Here is a 16,821-nt window from a genome sequence, read left to right on the forward strand (position 1 = left end):
GCGGATTTTCGCCCTCCGCCTAGAGCAAAGGGGGAAAAGTCTAGAACAATGTTTTCAAACGCTCCGCAAGCAGATCCCACCGCCACTTCTCCTCGACCCAGGCCCGCCCCCGCTCCCCCATCCGACGCCGCAGCTCGGCGTCCCCCAGCAGCACCACGATGCGCTCGGCGACATCATCCGGGAAGCCACCCCGCACGACCCACCCCGTCTCCCCGTCGAGCACGGCGTCGGGAGCACCCCCGGAATCCCCGGCGACAACAGGCAGCCCGGTCGCCGAGGCCTCCAGGTAGACGATCCCCAGCCCCTCCACATCGAGCCCGCCCCGCCGCGTCCGACAGGGCATCGCGAAAACGTCCCCGGCGCCGTAGTGCGCAGGCAGCTCCGCCCACGGCACAGCCCCCGTGAACCGCACCGAGCCGGCCACCCCCGTCTCCCGCGCGAGCCGCCGCAGCTCCTTCTCGTACGGCCCGCCCCCCACCACCAACAGCACCGCGTCCGGCTCGGCGGCCAGAATCCGGGGCATGGCCAGGATCAGCGTGTCCTGCCCCTTCCGCGGCACCAGCCGCGAGACGCACACGACCACCGGCCGCTCGGTCAGCCCCAGCCGCGCCCGCACCTCGTCACCGCCCGACCCCGGGTGGAAGGTCTTCTCGTCGACGCCCGGCGGCAACTGCACCATCCGCCCGGCGGCCTCGGCGCTCAACGCGGTAGCGATCCGCGACCGCGTGTACTCGCCGAGATACGTCATGGTGTCCGTGGCCTCACCGATCCGCCCCAGCAACTGCCGGGCGGCGGGCAACTGCGCCCACCCGGCCTCATGCCCGTGCGTGGTGGCCACCAGCCGCTCGGCACCGGCCTTCCGCAGCGCCGGCGCCATCAGCCCGAGCGGCGCGGCCGCCCCGAACCACACCGACGTGCACCCGTGCTCCCGCAGCAGCCCGACGGCCCGCCCGGTCGCCCCGGGCGTGGGCAGCAACATCGTCGTGGCATCCCGCACCACATCGAACGGCTGCTCGGCATCGAAGGCGGCCGTGGCTTCGGCGCCCTCCCGCCCCCGCTTCCAGGTGGACGCGTAGACGACGACCCGGTCGGGGTCGAGCCGCAGCGCCATGTTGTGCAGGAACGCCTGGATACCGCCCGGCCGGGGCGGAAAGTCGTTGGTCACAATCAGCGTCTTGTGCATCGCACCCGACCTTATCCAAACGCTGTTCACAGCAGCGCCCACCTGCGCCTCACAGCCCCCCGGGAGATCATGTACCCCACAACCGGATGAACAGGACAGAAGGGGCCACCGTTGGACAACACTCTGACGCGCCTGCTGACGACCTGGGGCATCACCCGACTCCTCCTCCTGCTCTTCGTCTTCAAGGTGTTCGTCTTCCCCGGCCCGGACGTCACCACGGACGTCTCGGTCACCTACCAGGGCTGGTACGAGATCCTGCGCACCGGCGCCTTCCCCGCCACCGACATCACCTGGCAGTACCCGCCCGCCGCGGCCCTGGCGATCCTCTCCCCCGGCCTGCTGCCCTTCCTCGACTACGCGTCGGCGTTCTTCGTCCTGGCCTTCCTGGCCGACCTGGCCGTCCTCACGCTGCTCCTGCGCCCCGACCGCTCACCACGCGGCGCCTGGATGTGGACAGTGGCGATCCCCCTGCTGGGCCCCACGGTCTACGCCCGCTACGACGTGATGGTGACGGCGGTAGCAGTGGCCGCACTCATGGCCGGCGCCCGACACCCTCGCACCATGGGAGCACTGACCGCCCTGGCGGCCCTCCTGAAGGTCTGGCCGGTACTACTCCTGACCGGAGCAGCAAGCAGACGAGCCTGGAACACCACAGCGGTAACCGCCGCCACCCTCGCCGCCGTCTTCGCCCTCACCATGCCCGGCGCCTTCTCGTTCCTCACCTACCAACACGACCGGGGCACCGAGGTCGAATCGGTGGGCGCACTCGCCCTCCACGTGGCCCGCCAGTTCGGCTGGCAGGGCGAAGTCCTCTTCCGCTACGGCTCCCTGGAGTTCGTGGGCCCGCACGTGGACCTGATCGGCGACATCGCCCTGGCCCTGACAGCCCTTGCCTTCGGCTGGCTGCTCCTCTGGCGCCTCATGGCAAAAGAACCAGCACCGCACACACTCGCGGAGGCGGCCTTCACAGCGGTCCTGCTCTTCACCGTCACCAGCCGGGTGATCAGCCCGCAGTACCTGATCTGGCTGATCGGCCTCTCGGCAACCTGCCTCTGCTCCCGGAAAACCCGCATGACCCTGCCGTCGACCCTGGTCCTCACAGCCGTCCCCCTCACCACCCTGGAGTTCCCGATCTTCTTCGCGGACGTGGTGGCAAGCACCCCCCTGGGCGTAACCCTGATACTGCTCCGCAACACCCTCCTCCTGACAGCAGCCCTCACAGCAGCCAGAGCCCTATGGCGCGCAACCGTGCCGCCCCGCCCCAGCGACCAGTCCCCCACACGCACCCGAGGCCGCCAGCCCACGGGAGCGGGTCGTGGCGGTGCGGCGCAGCCCGTCGCTTAGCTCGTCCCAGCCAAGTCCCACCCATGCAACAGGCAGCAGTACGCCCAACACGCGACGGGCTCGCCGCACCGCCACGACCCCGACCCACCCACTGGACGGGGCAACCACGGAGCTGAACTGAACGATGTCAGCCGAGCTGAGCCCCCAGATATGCCCGCCAGTCAGCAGTGAACTGCTCCAAGGACACACCCAGCACACTCCGCAGCGCACCCTCCACCGCCCCCGCCCGCACCCGATGCTCCCCCACCGCCCGATAGAACGCGTCCAGCTTCACCTCACCCCACCGCTCGGCGATCATCCGGCAGGCCAGCCACCCGCCCTCGTACGCCTGCGCCAGCCGATTCGCGTCACCGGAGAACCCGAAGTCCCCGTCGCCGGGCAGCGCCTGAGGCCCGTCCCCGTCCCGAACGGCCTGCTGAAGCTCCGGCGCGGCCTCAGCAGGCGTGCGACCGGTCTCCCGGTAGCCGACCCAGTCGGCGAACCCCTCGGACAGCCACAACGGCGTGGCCGCGTTCGTATGGGCGCGGGTGGCGACATGCGTGGTCTCGTGGGTGAGGACCACCTGCCGACCGACCTGTCCGAGCAGGTCGTACGCGTCCGGGTTGACGACGACCCGGTCCGCGGGCGTCGTCGCACCGCCGCCGCCCGTCTCCCCCGTGGTGACCGCGGCGATCCCCCGGTAGGCGGAAGCGGGCGAGCCGAGCAGCCCCGCCATCCCCTCCAGCGACTTCGGCACGAGGACGACAATCTGCCCGGCCCAATCGGTGCCCCAGGCCGCCGACACGGCCGGCACGGCGCCGTCGGCCAGCTCCGCGAAGGACCGCAGCCGCGCATCGGACTGCCCGACCCCCAGCACCAGGCTGTGCGCGCCCCGGACCGCGCGCACGACGCCCTGGTCCCACAACTGCTCGCCGGCCTTCGCCGCGGGCTTCTCCGACGTCACCGACCACCGCCCGGCCCCGTCCCGGGCCAGCCGCAGGGTCCGGCCGACCGTCACCGGGGCCTTGTCGTAGCCGTCGACCCGGTAGCTGAGTTGGGCGTCGGCGGTAGCGGTGTCCCCGCTGCGCCGCAGGGCCGTCACCCGGTACGCCCAGCCCGCCAGCGGCACGGCCCGCACGGCGGCGTACCCGTCGGCGGCCCCGGTGGCCGCGTACCCGCTCGCGTCATGGCCGAGTACGGCGGCAGCCCGCCGATCGAGCACCCGCTGCACTTCAGCCCGCGCACTGTCCACCGCAGGCGGCCCACCACAGGCGACCAGCCCCACCGCAAAGAGAACAACCACCGACACAAGCCGCAAAAGAAGCAGCGGACAGCGCCCCGGCACCCCGGATCCACGCACCCGCCGTCCACCGCACACCCTCCCGATCGTACGGCGGCAGTCGCCCGCCGGGGGCTGCGGCTCAGGGCCTGGTGACGGACGAGACCGGCATCATCCCGACCGGGTCGTACCGCACGGGCGCGCCCGGATAGGGCGCGTGGACGACCTGACCGTTGCCGACGTACATGCCGACATGGCTGGCGTCGGAGCGGTAGGTGACGATGTCCCCGGGCTGCGCCTGGGAGAGCGGGATCCGTCGGCCGGCGTGCGCCTGGGCCTGCGAGGTGCGCGGGATGGAGACGCCGGCCTGCGCGTAGGACCACTGCATGAGGCCCGAACAGTCGAAGCCGGTGGGCCCGTTGGCACCCCACACATACGGCTTGCCGAGCGCGGAGCGGACGGCGGCCACGGCGGCGCCCGCACGGCCGGAGGACGGCACGGCGCCCGAGAGGCCGGGCATCTCGTCGCGGCCGGAGCGGGAAGCCCGGTCGTAGGCGGCGCGTTCGTCGGAGGGCAGGGAGTTGAGCAGCTGCCGCGCCTTGGCGAGCTTCTGCTCCACGGTCCGCTTGTGGCTGACGACGGCCTTGCGGCTCTTCTCCAGCTCGGCGAGCTTGTGGGCCGCCGCGCTGCGCTCCTGGGCGAGTTCGCGCATGGCGCCCTGGAGTTGCCGCAGTTCACCGGCCTGGTGGGCAGTGATGCGGTCGAGGACGGACGCTTTGTCGAGGTAGTCCTCCGGGTCGTCGGAGAACAGCAGCGCCAGGGAGGGGTCGAGGCCGCCGGACCGGTACTGGGCCCCGGCCAGCGAGCCGAGCTGCTCGCGCAGGCCGTTGATGCGCTCCTGCTGCCGGGCGATGTGGTCCTGGGCCGTACCGACCTGTCCGCGCAGTACGTCGACGTGTTCGTCGGCCTTGTTGTAGGCCTCGGTCGCGTTCTCGGCCTCCTCGTAGAGACGGTCCACCTCGGCACGGGTGTCGTCGTGCGGTGCGGCCGTGGCCGGTACGGCGGACACCGCGCCGAGTGCGGCGGCCGCGACGGACAGCACGCTCAGGGCGCTGCAGGCGCCCCGGTCGAACCCGGATCGTGCAAGTCGGCGATGGGACCCCACGGGAAGCCGCGCTCCTTCCGCTGGCGGACAGGGAAACGCGGCAGACAGTAGCCCTGTGTCAGGGGGTCGGCCAAAGACCTCGGCGGGCACGCACAGTGACGCCCCGCCGCTGACGCAGGTCACCGGCGGGGCGTGGGGTCACTTCTCGTTGTCGTAATTCGCCCGTTCGGGCGGCATGGTGTCCTGATCTTGAAGCTGACGCCGAACCCGAACCCGAACCGAAGCCGAACCGATCCCGATCAGATCTCAGACCTCAGATCGCAGACCTCAGATCCGCACCCCGAACTGGAACGGCATGTTGTTGATCGACTCGTAACGCACGACGGTGCCGGTGCGCGGAGCGTGCAGCACCTGCCCGTTGCCCGCGTAGAAGCCGACGTGGTGCTGGTCGCCGTAGAAGATGACCAGGTCGCCGACCTTGAGGGCGCTCTGCGAGTAGATGCGCGTACCGGCGTTGGCCTGGGCCTGCGAGGTGCGCGGGATGGAGACGCCGGCCTGGGCGAAGGCCCAGGAGGTCAGGCCCGAGCAGTCGTACGTGGCGGTGCCGGTGGCGCCGTACTCGTAGGGCTTGCCGAGCTGGCTCTGGGCGGCCTGGAAGGCGGCCATGGCCCGGCCGGAGCCCGCGGGGGCGTTGCCGAGGTCGACACGCTCACCGGCGTCACGGCTGGCGCGGGCGTCAGCGGCGGCGAGGGCCGCCCGCTCCTGGGCGGTCAGCGAGTTGAGGAGCTTGCGCGCCTCGGCGAGCTTGCCCTGCACCGTCTTCTTCTGCTTGGCCAGCTCGGTGCGGGTGGAGGCGAGGTCCTTGAGCTTGGTGGACGCCTCGGCGCGCTCCTGGGCCAGCTCGCGCTGCTTCTCCTGGATCTTCTTCAGCGCCTCGATCTGCTGGGCGCTGAGCTGGTCGGCGGTGGACGCCTTGTCCAGGAAGTCGTCCGGGTTCGAGGAGAGGAGCAGCTGCACGGAGGAGTCGATGGACCCGGTGCGGTACTGGGCGGCGGCCGCCAGGCCTATGGAGTCGCGGAGCTCGTTGAGTTCCGCCTGGCCGCGGGCGACGTTGTCCTGGATGGTGGAGATCTCCTTCTGGAGCTTCTCCTGCTTCTCCTGGGCGCCGTTGAGCTTCTCGGTGGCCTGTTCCTGCTCTTCGTAGAGCTTGTCGACCTTGCTCTTGACCTCGTCCTTGGTGGGCTTCGCGCTGGGCGCCGCGTTGGCCGCCTGGGAGCTGAGCACGACGGCAGCGGCGGCTGCGGTGGTCAGCACGGTCACGCGCACACGACTGGGCTGCTTCGGTCGACGGTGGGACGCCACGGAGACGGGCTCCTTCTTTTGAGTGATCACCCGTGTGGAGGTTCGAACACCAGACCTTAGTGACCCTGCCGTGATCAGTTCAAATCCTCGGGAGAAAAAAACCCATCACGCACCACAGTTTTTTCACACAACTCACGCGCAGCAATGCTCGATTGACGCTAGGTCGCGTGATCATTCAGTCAATTCGGGCATTAAACCTGCAACTTCGACCTTCAGGACAGTCGCTTCAGAAGTACCGCGGAAGCCACCGGTCGGGCGCCCGCCTTCGCGATCCCGTCGGCCACCTCGCGGTCGGTCGAGGCGACGATGACCGGCCGGCCCGGCGGCTCGGCCCGGACCAGCTGACGGATCAGCTCGTCGGCCGTGACCCCGGGCTTGGAGAACAGCACCCGCACCCCGCGCGGCGGCGCGAGCAGCACCGGAGCCGCCAGTTCGGCCCCGTCGAAGACACAGGTGACCTCGGCGCCGGTCTGCGCGGCGAGCTGCGAGAGCTGCCCCAGCAGCCGCAGCCGCTGCTTCTCCAAGGGCATCTGCGGATACCCGGTCTTGGTGACGTTGTAGCCGTCCACCACGAGATGCGCCTGCGGCAGCGCGAGGAGCTGGTCCAAAATGGCCGGATCGTGCTCGGACAGGGCACGCGCGGCGATGTCCTTCGGGGTCATCCGGCCGGGCTCGACGGCGTCGACGGTCTCCGCGGGGCGCACCGACACCGGCGGCAACGCCAGTTCCCGCCGCAGCCCTTGGGCCGCGTCCAGCACGGTGTCGAGCAGCAGCCGCACCCGCATGTCCTCGACGCTGCGCCCCTCGCGCGCCGCGCGCCGGGCGGCCTCCAGGGCGGCCTCCGTCTCCCCCAGCCGCGCCTTCAGCCGCCGCGACTCGCTCTCCGCGGCGGACACCTGGGCATGGCCCTCGGTCCGGACGGCCTCGATCTCGCTCTGCACCTTGCGCAGCGCGGCCTCGCCCCGCTTGATGTCGCTGAGGGCCGAACGCAGCTTGCGGTGGAGCGAATCGGCTTCCTTCTTCGCCACGTCCAGTTCGACGCGCAGCCGCTCGGTGTCCGCGCGGGTCTGCTCACGCGCCCGGTCGAGCTCCTCGCGCAGCCGCTCCAGCTCGGCCCGGCTCTCCTCGTCGGCGCGCTCGGCGTCCGCCCGCTGGGCCTCCTCACCGGCCGCGGTGACCAGCTTCACCCAGCCGGTGGGCCGCAGTACGTAGGCCGCGGCCGCCACATCCAGCGGGTCCGCGGCCGGGGTCGGCGAGCCGGAGTCGAGGGCGCCGGAGAGTTCCGGCTGGGCCTCTCTGAACTTCTCGGCGATGCGCTGCCGGAAGAGCGGATCGGTCTCCAGCGCGGCGGCCATCGCGTTGCCGGCGAACTTGGCCCGCCGGTTCGGCGCGAACCGCGCGTACTGGCGCAACTGGGCGGGCAGTTCGCCGACGGTCAGTCCGCCGAAGCCGTCGGACACGATCGTGACGACCCTGCGCCGCACGCCGTCCGGCAGCGGACGGTCGAGCATCTCGGCGGCGCCGTCGCCCGGCCCCCCGCCTGCGCTCTCCACCATCCGTCACACCCCAATACTGTGCGGGGCCCGCTCCTGTCAGGAGCCGGCGCCCGGCCGATCCACGAGTTCCACCTGGTCCACGGCGTTGCACCAGCGGCACCGCACCGTCTCGATGGTCTCACTGACCACCTCGCGCTCCTCGACGTTCGGCTCACCGGCGAGGTCGAGGTGCACGTACTCGACGACCTTCGACGAGCGCGTCACGTCGAACCGCGTGAGGTTGCCGCAGAGCGTGCAGCGCCACCGCGTCGTGGCGGTCGGCAGGGGAACCGTCATCGTGGCTTTCCGCTTCCTTCTGGTCTCGTACTTCCCGTGTCGGGGTCGGGCCGGAGGCTCCCCCGCGTGTATGGCTCGTAACCCTACGGCCTGGCGCGTACTCGCCGCCCATCCGATCACCGCGCCCACCCGGCGGCGAGGCGGTCTGGGATGGTGCGTCCTGTTCCGTCATGCTCTGTATTCATGATCAGCAACTGGAGCGGGACGGCCGGCAGGGCGGTCCGCACCCCCTCGGCGCCGGTGACCTACGCACTCATCGCCGTGTGCTGCCTGATCTTCGTCATCGGCCCGGCCTCGGGCTTCAATCCGGGCTACGGCGTCGGCGACGAGCTGCTGGCCGCGCAGCGGGCGTACTTCCGACGGTGGGGCGTGGTGCCCGCCGAGTTCTTCGCGGGCTCTCCACGGGCCGTCCTGACCCCGGCCACGGCGCTCTTCGTGCACGGCAGCTGGGTGCACCTGCTGGGCAACATGCTCTTCCTCTACGTCTTCGGGGCGATGGCCGAGGAGCGGATGGGCCGCGTCGAGTTCACGCTCTTCTACCTGGGCTGCGGCTACCTGGCCCTGCTGGGCTACGCCGCCGCCAACGCCGGGTCGCCGCAGTCCCTGGTCGGCGCCTCCGGGGCGATCTCGGCGATCCTCGGCGCGTTTCTGTACCTGTTCCCCCGAGCACGGGTGACCAGCCTCCTGCCGTTCCTGTTCTTCCTGCCGCTGCGCTTCCCCGCCTGGGTCGTGCTGCCCTTCTGGGCCGCCCTGCAGTGGGTGGCGGCGGGCCGGGCCGCCCAGGGGCCCGGGGTGGCCTACCTGGCCCATGTGGTGGGCTTCGGCCTGGGCCTCGTCTACGCGTGGGCCCGTTTCAGGCACCGCGAGGGCCCGAAGGACGGCCCGGGCAAGGCGGCGGCGGGGGACGGGCGGGCGACCGAGCAGGTCGGGCGCAGTCGCCCGCGGATCGGCAGCGCACTGAAGGGGCGCGGGGAACTGCGCGACCGGCCACGATGGCGCCGCAGCGGATCGCGGCACGTCCAGCGGAGCGCTTAGAGTGAGGCCCGCCCCAGCAACGGCCCCCGAGGGAGAGAACCAGCCGTGATCACCGCGATCGTCCTCATCAAGACCAGCGTGGACCGGATCCCCGAGATCGCCGAGCGGATCGCCTCGCTGGACTCCGTGAGCGAGGTCTTCTCCGTCACCGGGACCTACGACCTGATCGCCATGGTCCGGGTGAAGCAGCACGAGGACCTGGCGGAGGTCATCCCCGGGAGCATCAGCAAGATCCCGGGGGTCGAGGGCACCGACACGCACGTCGCGTTCCGCACCTACTCCCAGCACGACCTCGAAGCGGCGTTCGCCATCGGCCTGGAGTAGGCCCCCGGCACCGGGCTGAGCGCTCCCGCCGGCAGTGTCGCGTCGTGCCGTCGTTCCGCCGCGGCGCCGTCGTGGCCGGTCGCGCAGTTCCCCGCGCCCCTTCAGGGCGCCGCCGACTTCGCCCGGCGCGCTCAGACCGCGGGAACGCAGCGGCCGTCCTGGGTCCGGTACTGCCAGCGCGCGCCGTCGGTCACCAGTTCCCGTACGGCGGTCACGAAGCGCTCCACGTGCTCGTCGGGGGTGCCCGCGCCGAAGCTCACCCGGATGGCGTTGAGGGACTTCTCGCCGGGGGCCGCCTCGGGGGCGCCGCACTCGCCCTGGCTGTGCAGGTCGCCGCCCAGGAGGGTGCGGACCAGCGGGTGGGCGCAGAACAGGCCGTCCCGGACGCCGATGCCGTACTCGGCCGAGAGGGCGGCGGCGAAGTGGGAGCTGTTCCAGCCCTCGACGACGAAGGAGATCACGCCGACCCGCGGGGCGTCGTCGCCGAACAGGGACAGCACCTTGACCTGCGGCACCTCGGCCAGGCCGGCCCGCACCCGCTCGATCAGGGCCTGCTCGCGGGCCACCAGCGTCTCGAAGCCGGCCTCGGTCAGCGCCTTGCAGGCCGCCGCGATGGAGTAGGCGCCGATCACGTTCGGGGAGCCGGCCTCGTGGCGGGCGGCGCTCTCGTGCCACTCCACGTCCACTCCCCCGTCCTCGCGCCGGGTGACCTTGCGGCTGGCGCCGCCGCCCGCGAGGTACGGGTCGGCCGCGACCAGCCAGTCGGCGCGGCCGGCCAGGACGCCGGAGCCGAAGGGCGCGTACAGCTTGTGGCCGGAGAAGGCGACCCAGTCGACGTCGAGGTCCCGCACCGACACCGGGTGGTGGGGGGCGAGCTGGGCGGCGTCCAGGACGATGCGGGCGCCGTGGGCGTGGGCGGCGGCCGCCAGCTCGCGCACCGGCCACAGCTCGCCGGTGACGTTCGAGGCGCCGGTCACGCAGACCAGGGCCGGCCCGTAGGGGTCACGGCCGGCGAGGGCGCGCTCCAGGGTCTCGACGGCCTGGCGCGGGGTGCGCGGGGCATCCAGGTAGGTGACCTCGGCGTCCTTCCAGGGCAGCAGCGAGGCGTGGTGCTCGGTCTCGAAGACGAAGACCTGACAGTCGGCGGGGAGGGCCGCGGCGAGCAGGTTGAGGGAGTCCGTGGTGGAGCGGGTGAAGATCAGCTGGTCGTCGGGGCGGCAGTCCAGGAACTCGGTGACGGTCCGGCGGGCGTTCTCGAACAGGTCGGTGGAGAGCTGGGAGAGGTAGCCGGCCCCGCGGTGGACGCTGCCGTAGTAGGGGGCGTAGGCCGCCACGTCGTCCCAGACGCGCTGGAGGGCGGGGGCGCTGGCCGCGTAGTCGAGCGCCGCGTAGGCGACCTCGCCGCCCGTGACGAGCGGGACGGTGACATCCCGGCCCAGAACGGGCAGAGGCGCACAAACGGTCCGGGCGGAGGCAGCGGTGGAGACGGAAACGGACATGACGGAACTCCCGTGTGAGGCAAGGGAAAAGTGAAAAGGGGTACGCGGAAGCGGGGCTCTGCGCCCTATCGCATTCGCTTGCTCACAGAAGGCTCCCTCGATGACCAGGATCCCTGGCCGCACGCTCTCAGAAGCGTGTGAGGGATCCGCGCTTGCCGTGCACCTTGTTGTGCGCGACCTGGTCTTCACCCGGGGCACCCCGCCACGGACGGAGGGTTGCCGGACAGTCGGCCGGGGCCTCATGACTGTCACTCATGACCTGACACAAGAACGTACGTGAGGTGATCGTCGCCCCGCAACCCATGTCCGGATCGCGGGACGACGCTCGGTGACGCCCGATGACCGCGCTACACGTTGCTGGCCGCCACCCAGCGCTCCAGCGAGCGCTTGGCCGCCCCGGAGTCGATCGACTCCGCCGCCTTCGCCATCCCGGCCCGCAGCTGCTCCGCCAGCGTCCCGGACCCGGGGTCCAGCGCCACGAGGGCCGCCGCCGAGTTCAGCAGCACGGCGTCCCGCACCGGGCCCGTCTCCCCGTCCAGGAGCCGGCGCGCGACCTCCGCGTTGAACGCCGGGTCACCGCCCCGCAGCGCCTCCACCGGCACCAGCTCGATGCCGACGTCACGCGGGTCGAAGCTCTCCTCGGCGACCTTGCCGTCGCGCACGACCCACACATGCGAGGTGGACGTCGTCGTCAGCTCGTCGAGGCCGTCGTCGCCCCGGAAGACCAGGGAGGAGTTGCCGCGCTCGGCGAGGACTCCGGCGATCATCGGTGCGATGCGCGGGTCCGCGACACCGACCGCCTGTGCCTTCACCCGGGCCGGGTTGGTCAGCGGGCCGAGGGCGTTGAAGACCGTCCGAATGCCCAACTGACCGCGCGCGGCGGCCACATGGCGCAGCGCCGGATGGAACTTCACCGCGAAGCAGAAGGTGATCCCCGCCTCCTCCGCGACCTCGGCCACCCGCTGCGGGGTCAGGTCGAGGTTGACGCCCAGCTGGCCCAGCACGTCCGAGGAGCCGGACGCCGAGGAGGCGGCCCGGTTGCCGTGCTTGACGACCTTCGCGCCCGTGCCCGCCACGACCAGCGCCGACATCGTGGAGATGTTGACCGTCTTGGCGCCGTCGCCGCCCGTGCCGACGATGTCGACGGTGCGGCCGGACACCTCGATGGTGTTGGCGTGCTCGTACATCGCCCGCACCACGCCGGTGATCTCCTCGACCGTCTCGCCCTTGGCCCGCAGCGCGACCACGAACCCGGCGATCTGGGCGTCCGTCGCCTCGCCGCGCATGATCTGGTCCATCGCCCAGGCCGTCGCGTCGGAGCTCTGGTCGTGGCCGTACAGCAGGGCGTTCAGCACCTCGGGCCAGGAACGGCCCGCCGCGGTGTCGCCTCCAGCGGGGGTCACAGCGCTCATGGGGCCGCTCCAGATGTCGTAGAAAGTGTGCCCCCACCCTATCCAGCTCAGGGCACGGGAAAGGGCCCCGTCCGGTCTTCGGACGGGGCCCTTCCAGCGCGCGTGGCGAGCGCAGCGATCAGTGGTGGCCGTGGCCGCTCGTGATCTCCTTGTACTCCTCGACGGTGGGCTTCGGGATCTGCTGGTCCTCGCCGAAGTACGCGCCGCTGATCTTGGCGCGCAGCTTCTCGGCGCCCGACACCTTGCGCTCGACGCCGTTCTCGTCGACCGCGGGGCCGATCGCGGCGGGCTCGTACTGCTCGTGCGCGGTGAGGGTGTGCAGCTGCTCCTGGCTGAGCGGCTCGTGGATCTCGACGAACTCACCGTGCGGCAGGCGCTTGATGGTGCCGGTCTCGCGACCGTGCAGCACCTTCTCGCGGTCCCGGCGCTGCAGGCCGAGGCAGATCCGCTTGGTGGCGATGTACGCGATGACCGGTCCGACGAAGAAGAAGATCCGGACGAACCAGGTGATCGCGTTGATCGACAGGTGGAAGTGGGTGGCCCACAGGTCGTTGCCACCGCCGACCAGCGTGATCATGTACATCGTGACCCAGGCGACGCCCAGCGCGGTGCGGGTCGGCGCGTTGCGCGGGCGGTCCAGGATGTGGTGCTCGCGCTTGTCGCCGGTGACCCAGGACTCGATGAACGGGTAGAGCGCGAGTGCCGCGAGGACCACGCCGAAGAGCACCAGCGGGATGAACACGCCCAGGACGAGCGTGTGACCCCAGAAGTTGACCTCCCAGCCCGGCATGAAGCGGATCAGACCCTCGGCGAAGCCCATGTACCAGTCGGGCTGGGCGCCGGTCGACACCTGGTCCGGACGGTAGGGGCCCATGGCCCAGATCGGGTTGATCTGCGCGACCGCCGCCAGGAGCGCGATCACACCGAAGACCAGGAAGAAGAAGCCTCCGGCCTTGGCGATGTACACCGGCAGGAACGGCATTCCGACGACGTTCTTGTTGTTCTTTCCGGCGCCCGCGAACTGCGTGTGCTTCTGGACCCAGACCAGGATCAGGTGGCCCACCAGGAGGCCGAGCATGATGCCCGGCAGCAGCAGGATGTGGATCGAGTAGAACCGCGGCACGATGTCGTGGCCCGGGAACTCGCCGCCGAACAGGAAGAACGAGATGTACGTGCCGACGATCGGCATGGACAGGATCGCGCCCTGGGTGAAGCGGACACCGGTGCCGGAGAGCAGGTCGTCCGGGAGCGAGTAACCGGTGAAACCGGTGAACATGCCCAGGACGAACAGCAGGAAGCCGAACAGCCAGCTGATCTCACGCGGCTTGCGGAACGCGCCCGTGAAGAACACGCGCATCATGTGCACGAACATGCCGGCGAGGAAGATCAGCGCCGCCCAGTGGTGGATCTGCCGGATCAGCAGACCACCGCGCACATCGAAGGAGATGTGCATGGTCGAGTTGAACGCCTCGGACATCAGCTGTCCCTGCAGCGGGACGTAGCTGCCGTGGTACTCCACCTCGGTCATCGACGGGTGGAAGAACAGCGTCAGATAGACACCCGTCAGGATGATGACGATGAAGCTGTAGAGGCAGACCTCGCCCAACATGAACGACCAGTGGTCGGGGAAGATCTTGCGCATGTTCTTCTTGGCCAGGGAGTAGACCCCCAGGCGGCCGTCGGCCCAGTCGGCCATGCGCTCGCCGGCCGGTGCCTTCCCGCGTTCGCGGGACTCTGTCTGCTCAGTGGTGCTCATCCGCGCTCCCAAAATGCAGGACCGACGGGCTCATCGAAGTCGCCGAGCGCCTCGAGGTAGCCCTCGTCGTTCACGCCGATCCGCAGCTGCGGCAGGGCGTGACCGGCGGGACCGAAGATCACTCGGGCACCGTCGGAGAGGTCGAAGGTGGACTGGTGGCAGGGGCACAGCACGTGGTGCGTCTGCTGCTCGTACAGCGAGATCGGGCAACCGACGTGGGTGCAGATCTTCGAGTACGCCACGATGCCCTGGTAGGACCAGTCGAGTTCCTGCTTGTCCTTGATGTTGTCCGGCTGCAGCCGGACGATCATCACGGCCGCCTTGGCGATCTCGTTCTGGAAGTCCTCGTCGTGCTCCTCCAAGCCCTCGGGCTTGACGAAGGTGAGCGAACCGACGACGACGTCCGCGGGACGCAGCGGCTCGTTGGTGTTCATGTTGACGAGCAGCTTGCCCTTGGCCCACAGCGTGTGCCGCAGCTTGTCCTCGGGCAGCGGACCGAGGTCGCGCAGCAGCACGACGCCGGAGAGCGGCACCAGGGTGAGCGCGCCGAACATCGTGTTGCGGATCAGCTTGCGCCGACCCATCGCCGATTCCTTGGCGCCCTGCTTGAAGTCCGCGTGGACCTTGGCCCGAAGCTCGGGCTCGGCCGCGATCGGGTGCCGTTCGCCGGCGACCTCCACGTCCGTCATCAGGGTGCGGGACCAGTGGACCGCGCCGGCGCCGATGGTGAACAGCGCCGTGCCCAGCGTCAGACCCAGCGCGAAGTTCAGCGCGCTGAGGTGGCCGATCGGGAACACGAAGATCGACTTGTCGGCGGGGATCGCCACGTACGCGGCGATGAAGCCGACCGTGGCGAGCATCGACAGCGTGAACAGGAAGGCGACCGCACGCTCGGACCGCTGGGCGGCCCGCTCGTCGATGTCCTGGATGCGATGCTCGTGGGGCGGCAGACCGGGGTCCGCGAACGGGTTCTTCTCGTCCGCGACGGATACCGCGCCATGGGTGTGGTCCTGCTCAGCAGGCAGGTTCTCTTCTGGAGTGTCTTGGTTGCTCATGACTTCTTGGCCTTTGCGGTCCGAGCGGCGACCCAGACGGCGACCGCGATCAGGGCGCCGAGTCCGAAGATCCAGGCGAAGAGGCCCTCGGTGACCGGCCCGAGGCCGCCCAGCTCGAGACCACCGGGGTTGTTCGTATCGTCGCTGTTGACCGCGTGCAGGTACGCGATGATGTCCTTCTTGTTCTGCTCCGACAGCGTGGTGTCGGGGAAGGAGGGCATGTTCTGCGGGCCGGTCTGCATGGCCTCGTAGAGGTGCTTCGGGTCCACGCCCTCCAGGGTCGGAGCGAACTTGCCCTTGGTGAGGGCGCCGCCCTTGCCGGTGAAGTTGTGGCACTGCGCGCAGTTGGTGCGGAACAGGTCGCCACCCTTGGCGATGTCCGCGCCTTCCGGGCTGTACTCGGACTCGGTCGGGACGGCCGGGCCGGCGCCGAGGGAGGAGATGTACGCGGCCAGCTGGTCGATCTGGGCCTGCGTGTAGATGTTCTTCTTCTTCACCACCTGCGGGCCCTCGGAGGTCGCCGCCGGCATACGGCCGGTGCCGACCTGGAAGTCCACGGCCGCGGCGCCCACGCCGACCAGGCTGGGACCGTCGGAGCTGCCCTGACCTCCGGTGCCGTGGCAGCTGGCGCAGCCGACGGCGTAGAGCTTCTTGCCCTCTTCGATGGCGAGGGACTGGGCGGTGTCGTCTGCCTGCGCCTTGCTCGCGGGCGCGAACACGGCGTACAGCCCCCCTGTGCATGCCAGCGCGAGGAGTAGGACGACGAGCGCCGCCAGCGGATGGCGTCGTCGTGCGGAGAGCTTTTTCACGGATTACCCCGGTGTCAGGATCTTCTGCGTCGATGCGTTACGGATGTGCGGGAGCGGGCCCCGGCTACTTGATCATGTAGATCGTGGCGAAGAGGCCGATCCAGACGACATCGACGAAGTGCCAGTAGTAGGACACGACGATGGCCGCGGTCGCCTGCTCGTGGGTGAACCTCTTGGCCGCGTAGGTGCGGCCGAGGACGAACAGGAAGGCGATGAGGCCGCCCGTCACGTGCATGCCGTGGAAGCCGGTGGTCAGGTAGAACACCGAGCCGTACGGGTCGGAGGAGAGCGAGAGCCCGTCCTTCTTCACCAGCTCCGTGTACTCGAAGACCTGACCTCCGATGAAGATCGCACCCATGATGAAGGTGACGATGAACCACATCCTGAGCTTCTTCACGTCCCCGCGCTCGGCGGCGAAGACGCCGAGCTGGCAGGTGAGGGAGGAGAGCACCAGGATCGTGGTGTTCGTGGCCGAGAACGGGAAGTTCAGGCTCTCGGCCATTTCCTTCCAGTGATCCGGCCCGGTCACCGATCGCAGGGTGAAGTACATCGCGAAGAGGGCCGCGAAGAACATCAGCTCGGAGCTCAGCCAGATGATGGTTCCGACGCTGGTGAGGTTCGGCCGATTGACCGACGGGTGCGCGTGCCCGGTTTCTACTGTCGTTGCTGTCGCCACGACCGACATTATGTCGGTCCCTTATCCAGCCCTCACTCCCGGGGGTGCCGTTCGGAGTGTTCACACCGTGTGTACTGCCCGTATGGCCCATCGAAGTGGCGTTCCAACCGGTGTTGACGGGGTGTTCAAGGGAGTAGCATCCGCCGCATCGGTTCTGTCCGTACGACGCTG

General features: G+C 70.0%; 14 protein-coding genes, 1 pseudogene and 1 riboswitch. Of the genes and pseudogenes, 3 read left to right on the top strand and 12 right to left on the bottom strand.

All coding sequences use genetic code 11. From position 1 onward, the window contains the following. Positions 1-40: 40 nt before the first annotated feature. Positions 41-1,183 (bottom strand): glycosyltransferase family 4 protein, encoded by a 1,143-nt coding sequence (locus ACWCPF_RS16770; RefSeq protein WP_451045765.1) that lies wholly within the window; start codon positions 1,181-1,183, stop codon positions 41-43. A 111-nt stretch (positions 1,184-1,294) separates the two neighbouring features. On the opposite strand from ACWCPF_RS16770, the gene ACWCPF_RS16775 reads away from it, so the two are divergent. Continuing rightward, positions 1,295-2,527: a glycosyltransferase 87 family protein gene (locus tag ACWCPF_RS16775; RefSeq protein ID WP_451045766.1), complete on the top strand. Its 1,233-nt coding sequence runs from the start codon at positions 1,295-1,297 to the stop codon at positions 2,525-2,527. A gap of 127 nt (positions 2,528-2,654) precedes the next feature. On the opposite strand, the gene ACWCPF_RS16780 is transcribed toward ACWCPF_RS16775, so the two are convergent. The 5 genes from ACWCPF_RS16780 to ACWCPF_RS16800 form a co-directional block, all read right to left on the bottom strand. Continuing rightward, the gene (locus ACWCPF_RS16780; RefSeq protein ID WP_451045976.1) at positions 2,655-3,833 is read right to left on the bottom strand and encodes a hypothetical protein; all 1,179 of its coding nucleotides are present in this window, start codon (positions 3,831-3,833) and stop codon (positions 2,655-2,657) included. Positions 3,834-3,927: 94 nt separating this feature from the next. Continuing rightward, positions 3,928-4,950, bottom strand: a complete 1,023-nt coding sequence (locus ACWCPF_RS16785; RefSeq protein ID WP_451045767.1) for an NlpC/P60 family protein — start codon at positions 4,948-4,950, stop codon at positions 3,928-3,930. A 267-nt stretch (positions 4,951-5,217) separates the two neighbouring features. After that, positions 5,218-6,252, bottom strand: coding sequence for an NlpC/P60 family protein (locus ACWCPF_RS16790; protein ID WP_451045768.1), 1,035 nt, complete (start codon positions 6,250-6,252; stop codon positions 5,218-5,220). 212 nt (positions 6,253-6,464) lie between these two features. Then, entirely contained in the window at positions 6,465-7,808 is a 1,344-nt protein-coding gene (locus ACWCPF_RS16795) for an NYN domain-containing protein (RefSeq protein WP_451045769.1), read from the bottom strand. 36 nt (positions 7,809-7,844) lie between these two features. Beyond that, positions 7,845-8,084 carry a hypothetical protein gene (locus ACWCPF_RS16800; protein ID WP_451045770.1) on the bottom strand — a complete coding sequence of 80 codons (240 nt, stop codon included), beginning with the start codon at positions 8,082-8,084 and terminating at the stop codon, positions 7,845-7,847. Between the two features lie 183 nt (positions 8,085-8,267). On the opposite strand from ACWCPF_RS16800, the pseudogene ACWCPF_RS16805 reads away from it, so the two are divergent. Continuing rightward, positions 8,268-8,996 (top strand): annotated as a pseudogene (locus ACWCPF_RS16805) (rhomboid family intramembrane serine protease); the annotation flags it as partial. Between the two features lie 168 nt (positions 8,997-9,164). Beyond that, a complete protein-coding gene (locus ACWCPF_RS16810; protein WP_351912423.1) occupies positions 9,165-9,443 on the top strand; it encodes an Lrp/AsnC family transcriptional regulator in 279 nt (92 codons plus the stop codon). Positions 9,444-9,574: 131 nt separating this feature from the next. On the opposite strand, the gene ACWCPF_RS16815 is transcribed toward ACWCPF_RS16810, so the two are convergent. The 6 genes from ACWCPF_RS16815 to ctaE all read right to left on the bottom strand — a co-directional run bounded on the left by ACWCPF_RS16815 (position 9,575) and on the right by ctaE (position 16,659). Beyond that, positions 9,575-10,942 (bottom strand): aminotransferase class V-fold PLP-dependent enzyme, encoded by a 1,368-nt coding sequence (locus ACWCPF_RS16815; RefSeq protein ID WP_451045771.1) that lies wholly within the window; start codon positions 10,940-10,942, stop codon positions 9,575-9,577. Between the two features lie 143 nt (positions 10,943-11,085). Further along, positions 11,086-11,202: riboswitch (SAM riboswitch) on the bottom strand. Positions 11,203-11,289: 87 nt separating this feature from the next. Beyond that, the gene (trpD, locus tag ACWCPF_RS16820) at positions 11,290-12,354 is read right to left on the bottom strand and encodes an anthranilate phosphoribosyltransferase (RefSeq protein ID WP_451045772.1); all 1,065 of its coding nucleotides are present in this window, start codon (positions 12,352-12,354) and stop codon (positions 11,290-11,292) included. 118 nt (positions 12,355-12,472) lie between these two features. Continuing rightward, positions 12,473-14,110 carry a cytochrome bc1 complex cytochrome b subunit gene (qcrB, locus tag ACWCPF_RS16825; protein WP_451045773.1) on the bottom strand — a complete coding sequence of 546 codons (1,638 nt, stop codon included), beginning with the start codon at positions 14,108-14,110 and terminating at the stop codon, positions 12,473-12,475. After that, on the bottom strand, positions 14,107-15,165 hold the full coding sequence (qcrA, locus tag ACWCPF_RS16830) for a cytochrome bc1 complex Rieske iron-sulfur subunit (protein WP_451045774.1): 1,059 nt from the start codon (positions 15,163-15,165) through the stop codon (positions 14,107-14,109). The genes qcrB and qcrA overlap by 4 nt, the downstream gene beginning before the upstream one ends. Further along, the gene (qcrC, locus tag ACWCPF_RS16835; RefSeq protein WP_451045775.1) at positions 15,162-15,974 is read right to left on the bottom strand and encodes a cytochrome bc1 complex diheme cytochrome c subunit; all 813 of its coding nucleotides are present in this window, start codon (positions 15,972-15,974) and stop codon (positions 15,162-15,164) included. The genes qcrA and qcrC overlap by 4 nt, the downstream gene beginning before the upstream one ends. Before the next feature lie 64 nt (positions 15,975-16,038). Beyond that, on the bottom strand, positions 16,039-16,659 hold the full coding sequence (gene ctaE / locus ACWCPF_RS16840) for an aa3-type cytochrome oxidase subunit III (RefSeq protein WP_451045776.1): 621 nt from the start codon (positions 16,657-16,659) through the stop codon (positions 16,039-16,041). Positions 16,660-16,821 lie beyond the last annotated feature (162 nt).

Source organism: Streptomyces sp. NPDC001858 (assembly GCF_053594615.1).

Excerpts from the sequence above, each read along its gene's own strand:
- ctaE (WP_451045776.1), bottom strand. The coding sequence starts at position 16,659 with ATGTCGGTCGTGGCGACAGCAACGACAGTAGAAACCGGGCACGCGCAC.
- ACWCPF_RS16800 (WP_451045770.1), bottom strand. The coding sequence starts at position 8,084 with ATGACGGTTCCCCTGCCGACCGCCACGACGCGGTGGCGCTGCACGCTC.
- ACWCPF_RS16795 (WP_451045769.1), bottom strand. The coding sequence starts at position 7,808 with ATGGTGGAGAGCGCAGGCGGGGGGCCGGGCGACGGCGCCGCCGAGATG.
- trpD (WP_451045772.1), bottom strand. The coding sequence starts at position 12,354 with ATGAGCGCTGTGACCCCCGCTGGAGGCGACACCGCGGCGGGCCGTTCC.
- qcrA (WP_451045774.1), bottom strand. The coding sequence starts at position 15,165 with ATGAGCAACCAAGACACTCCAGAAGAGAACCTGCCTGCTGAGCAGGAC.
- qcrB (WP_451045773.1), bottom strand. The coding sequence starts at position 14,110 with ATGAGCACCACTGAGCAGACAGAGTCCCGCGAACGCGGGAAGGCACCG.
- ACWCPF_RS16770 (WP_451045765.1), bottom strand. The coding sequence starts at position 1,183 with ATGCACAAGACGCTGATTGTGACCAACGACTTTCCGCCCCGGCCGGGC.
- ACWCPF_RS16815 (WP_451045771.1), bottom strand. The coding sequence starts at position 10,942 with ATGTCCGTTTCCGTCTCCACCGCTGCCTCCGCCCGGACCGTTTGTGCG.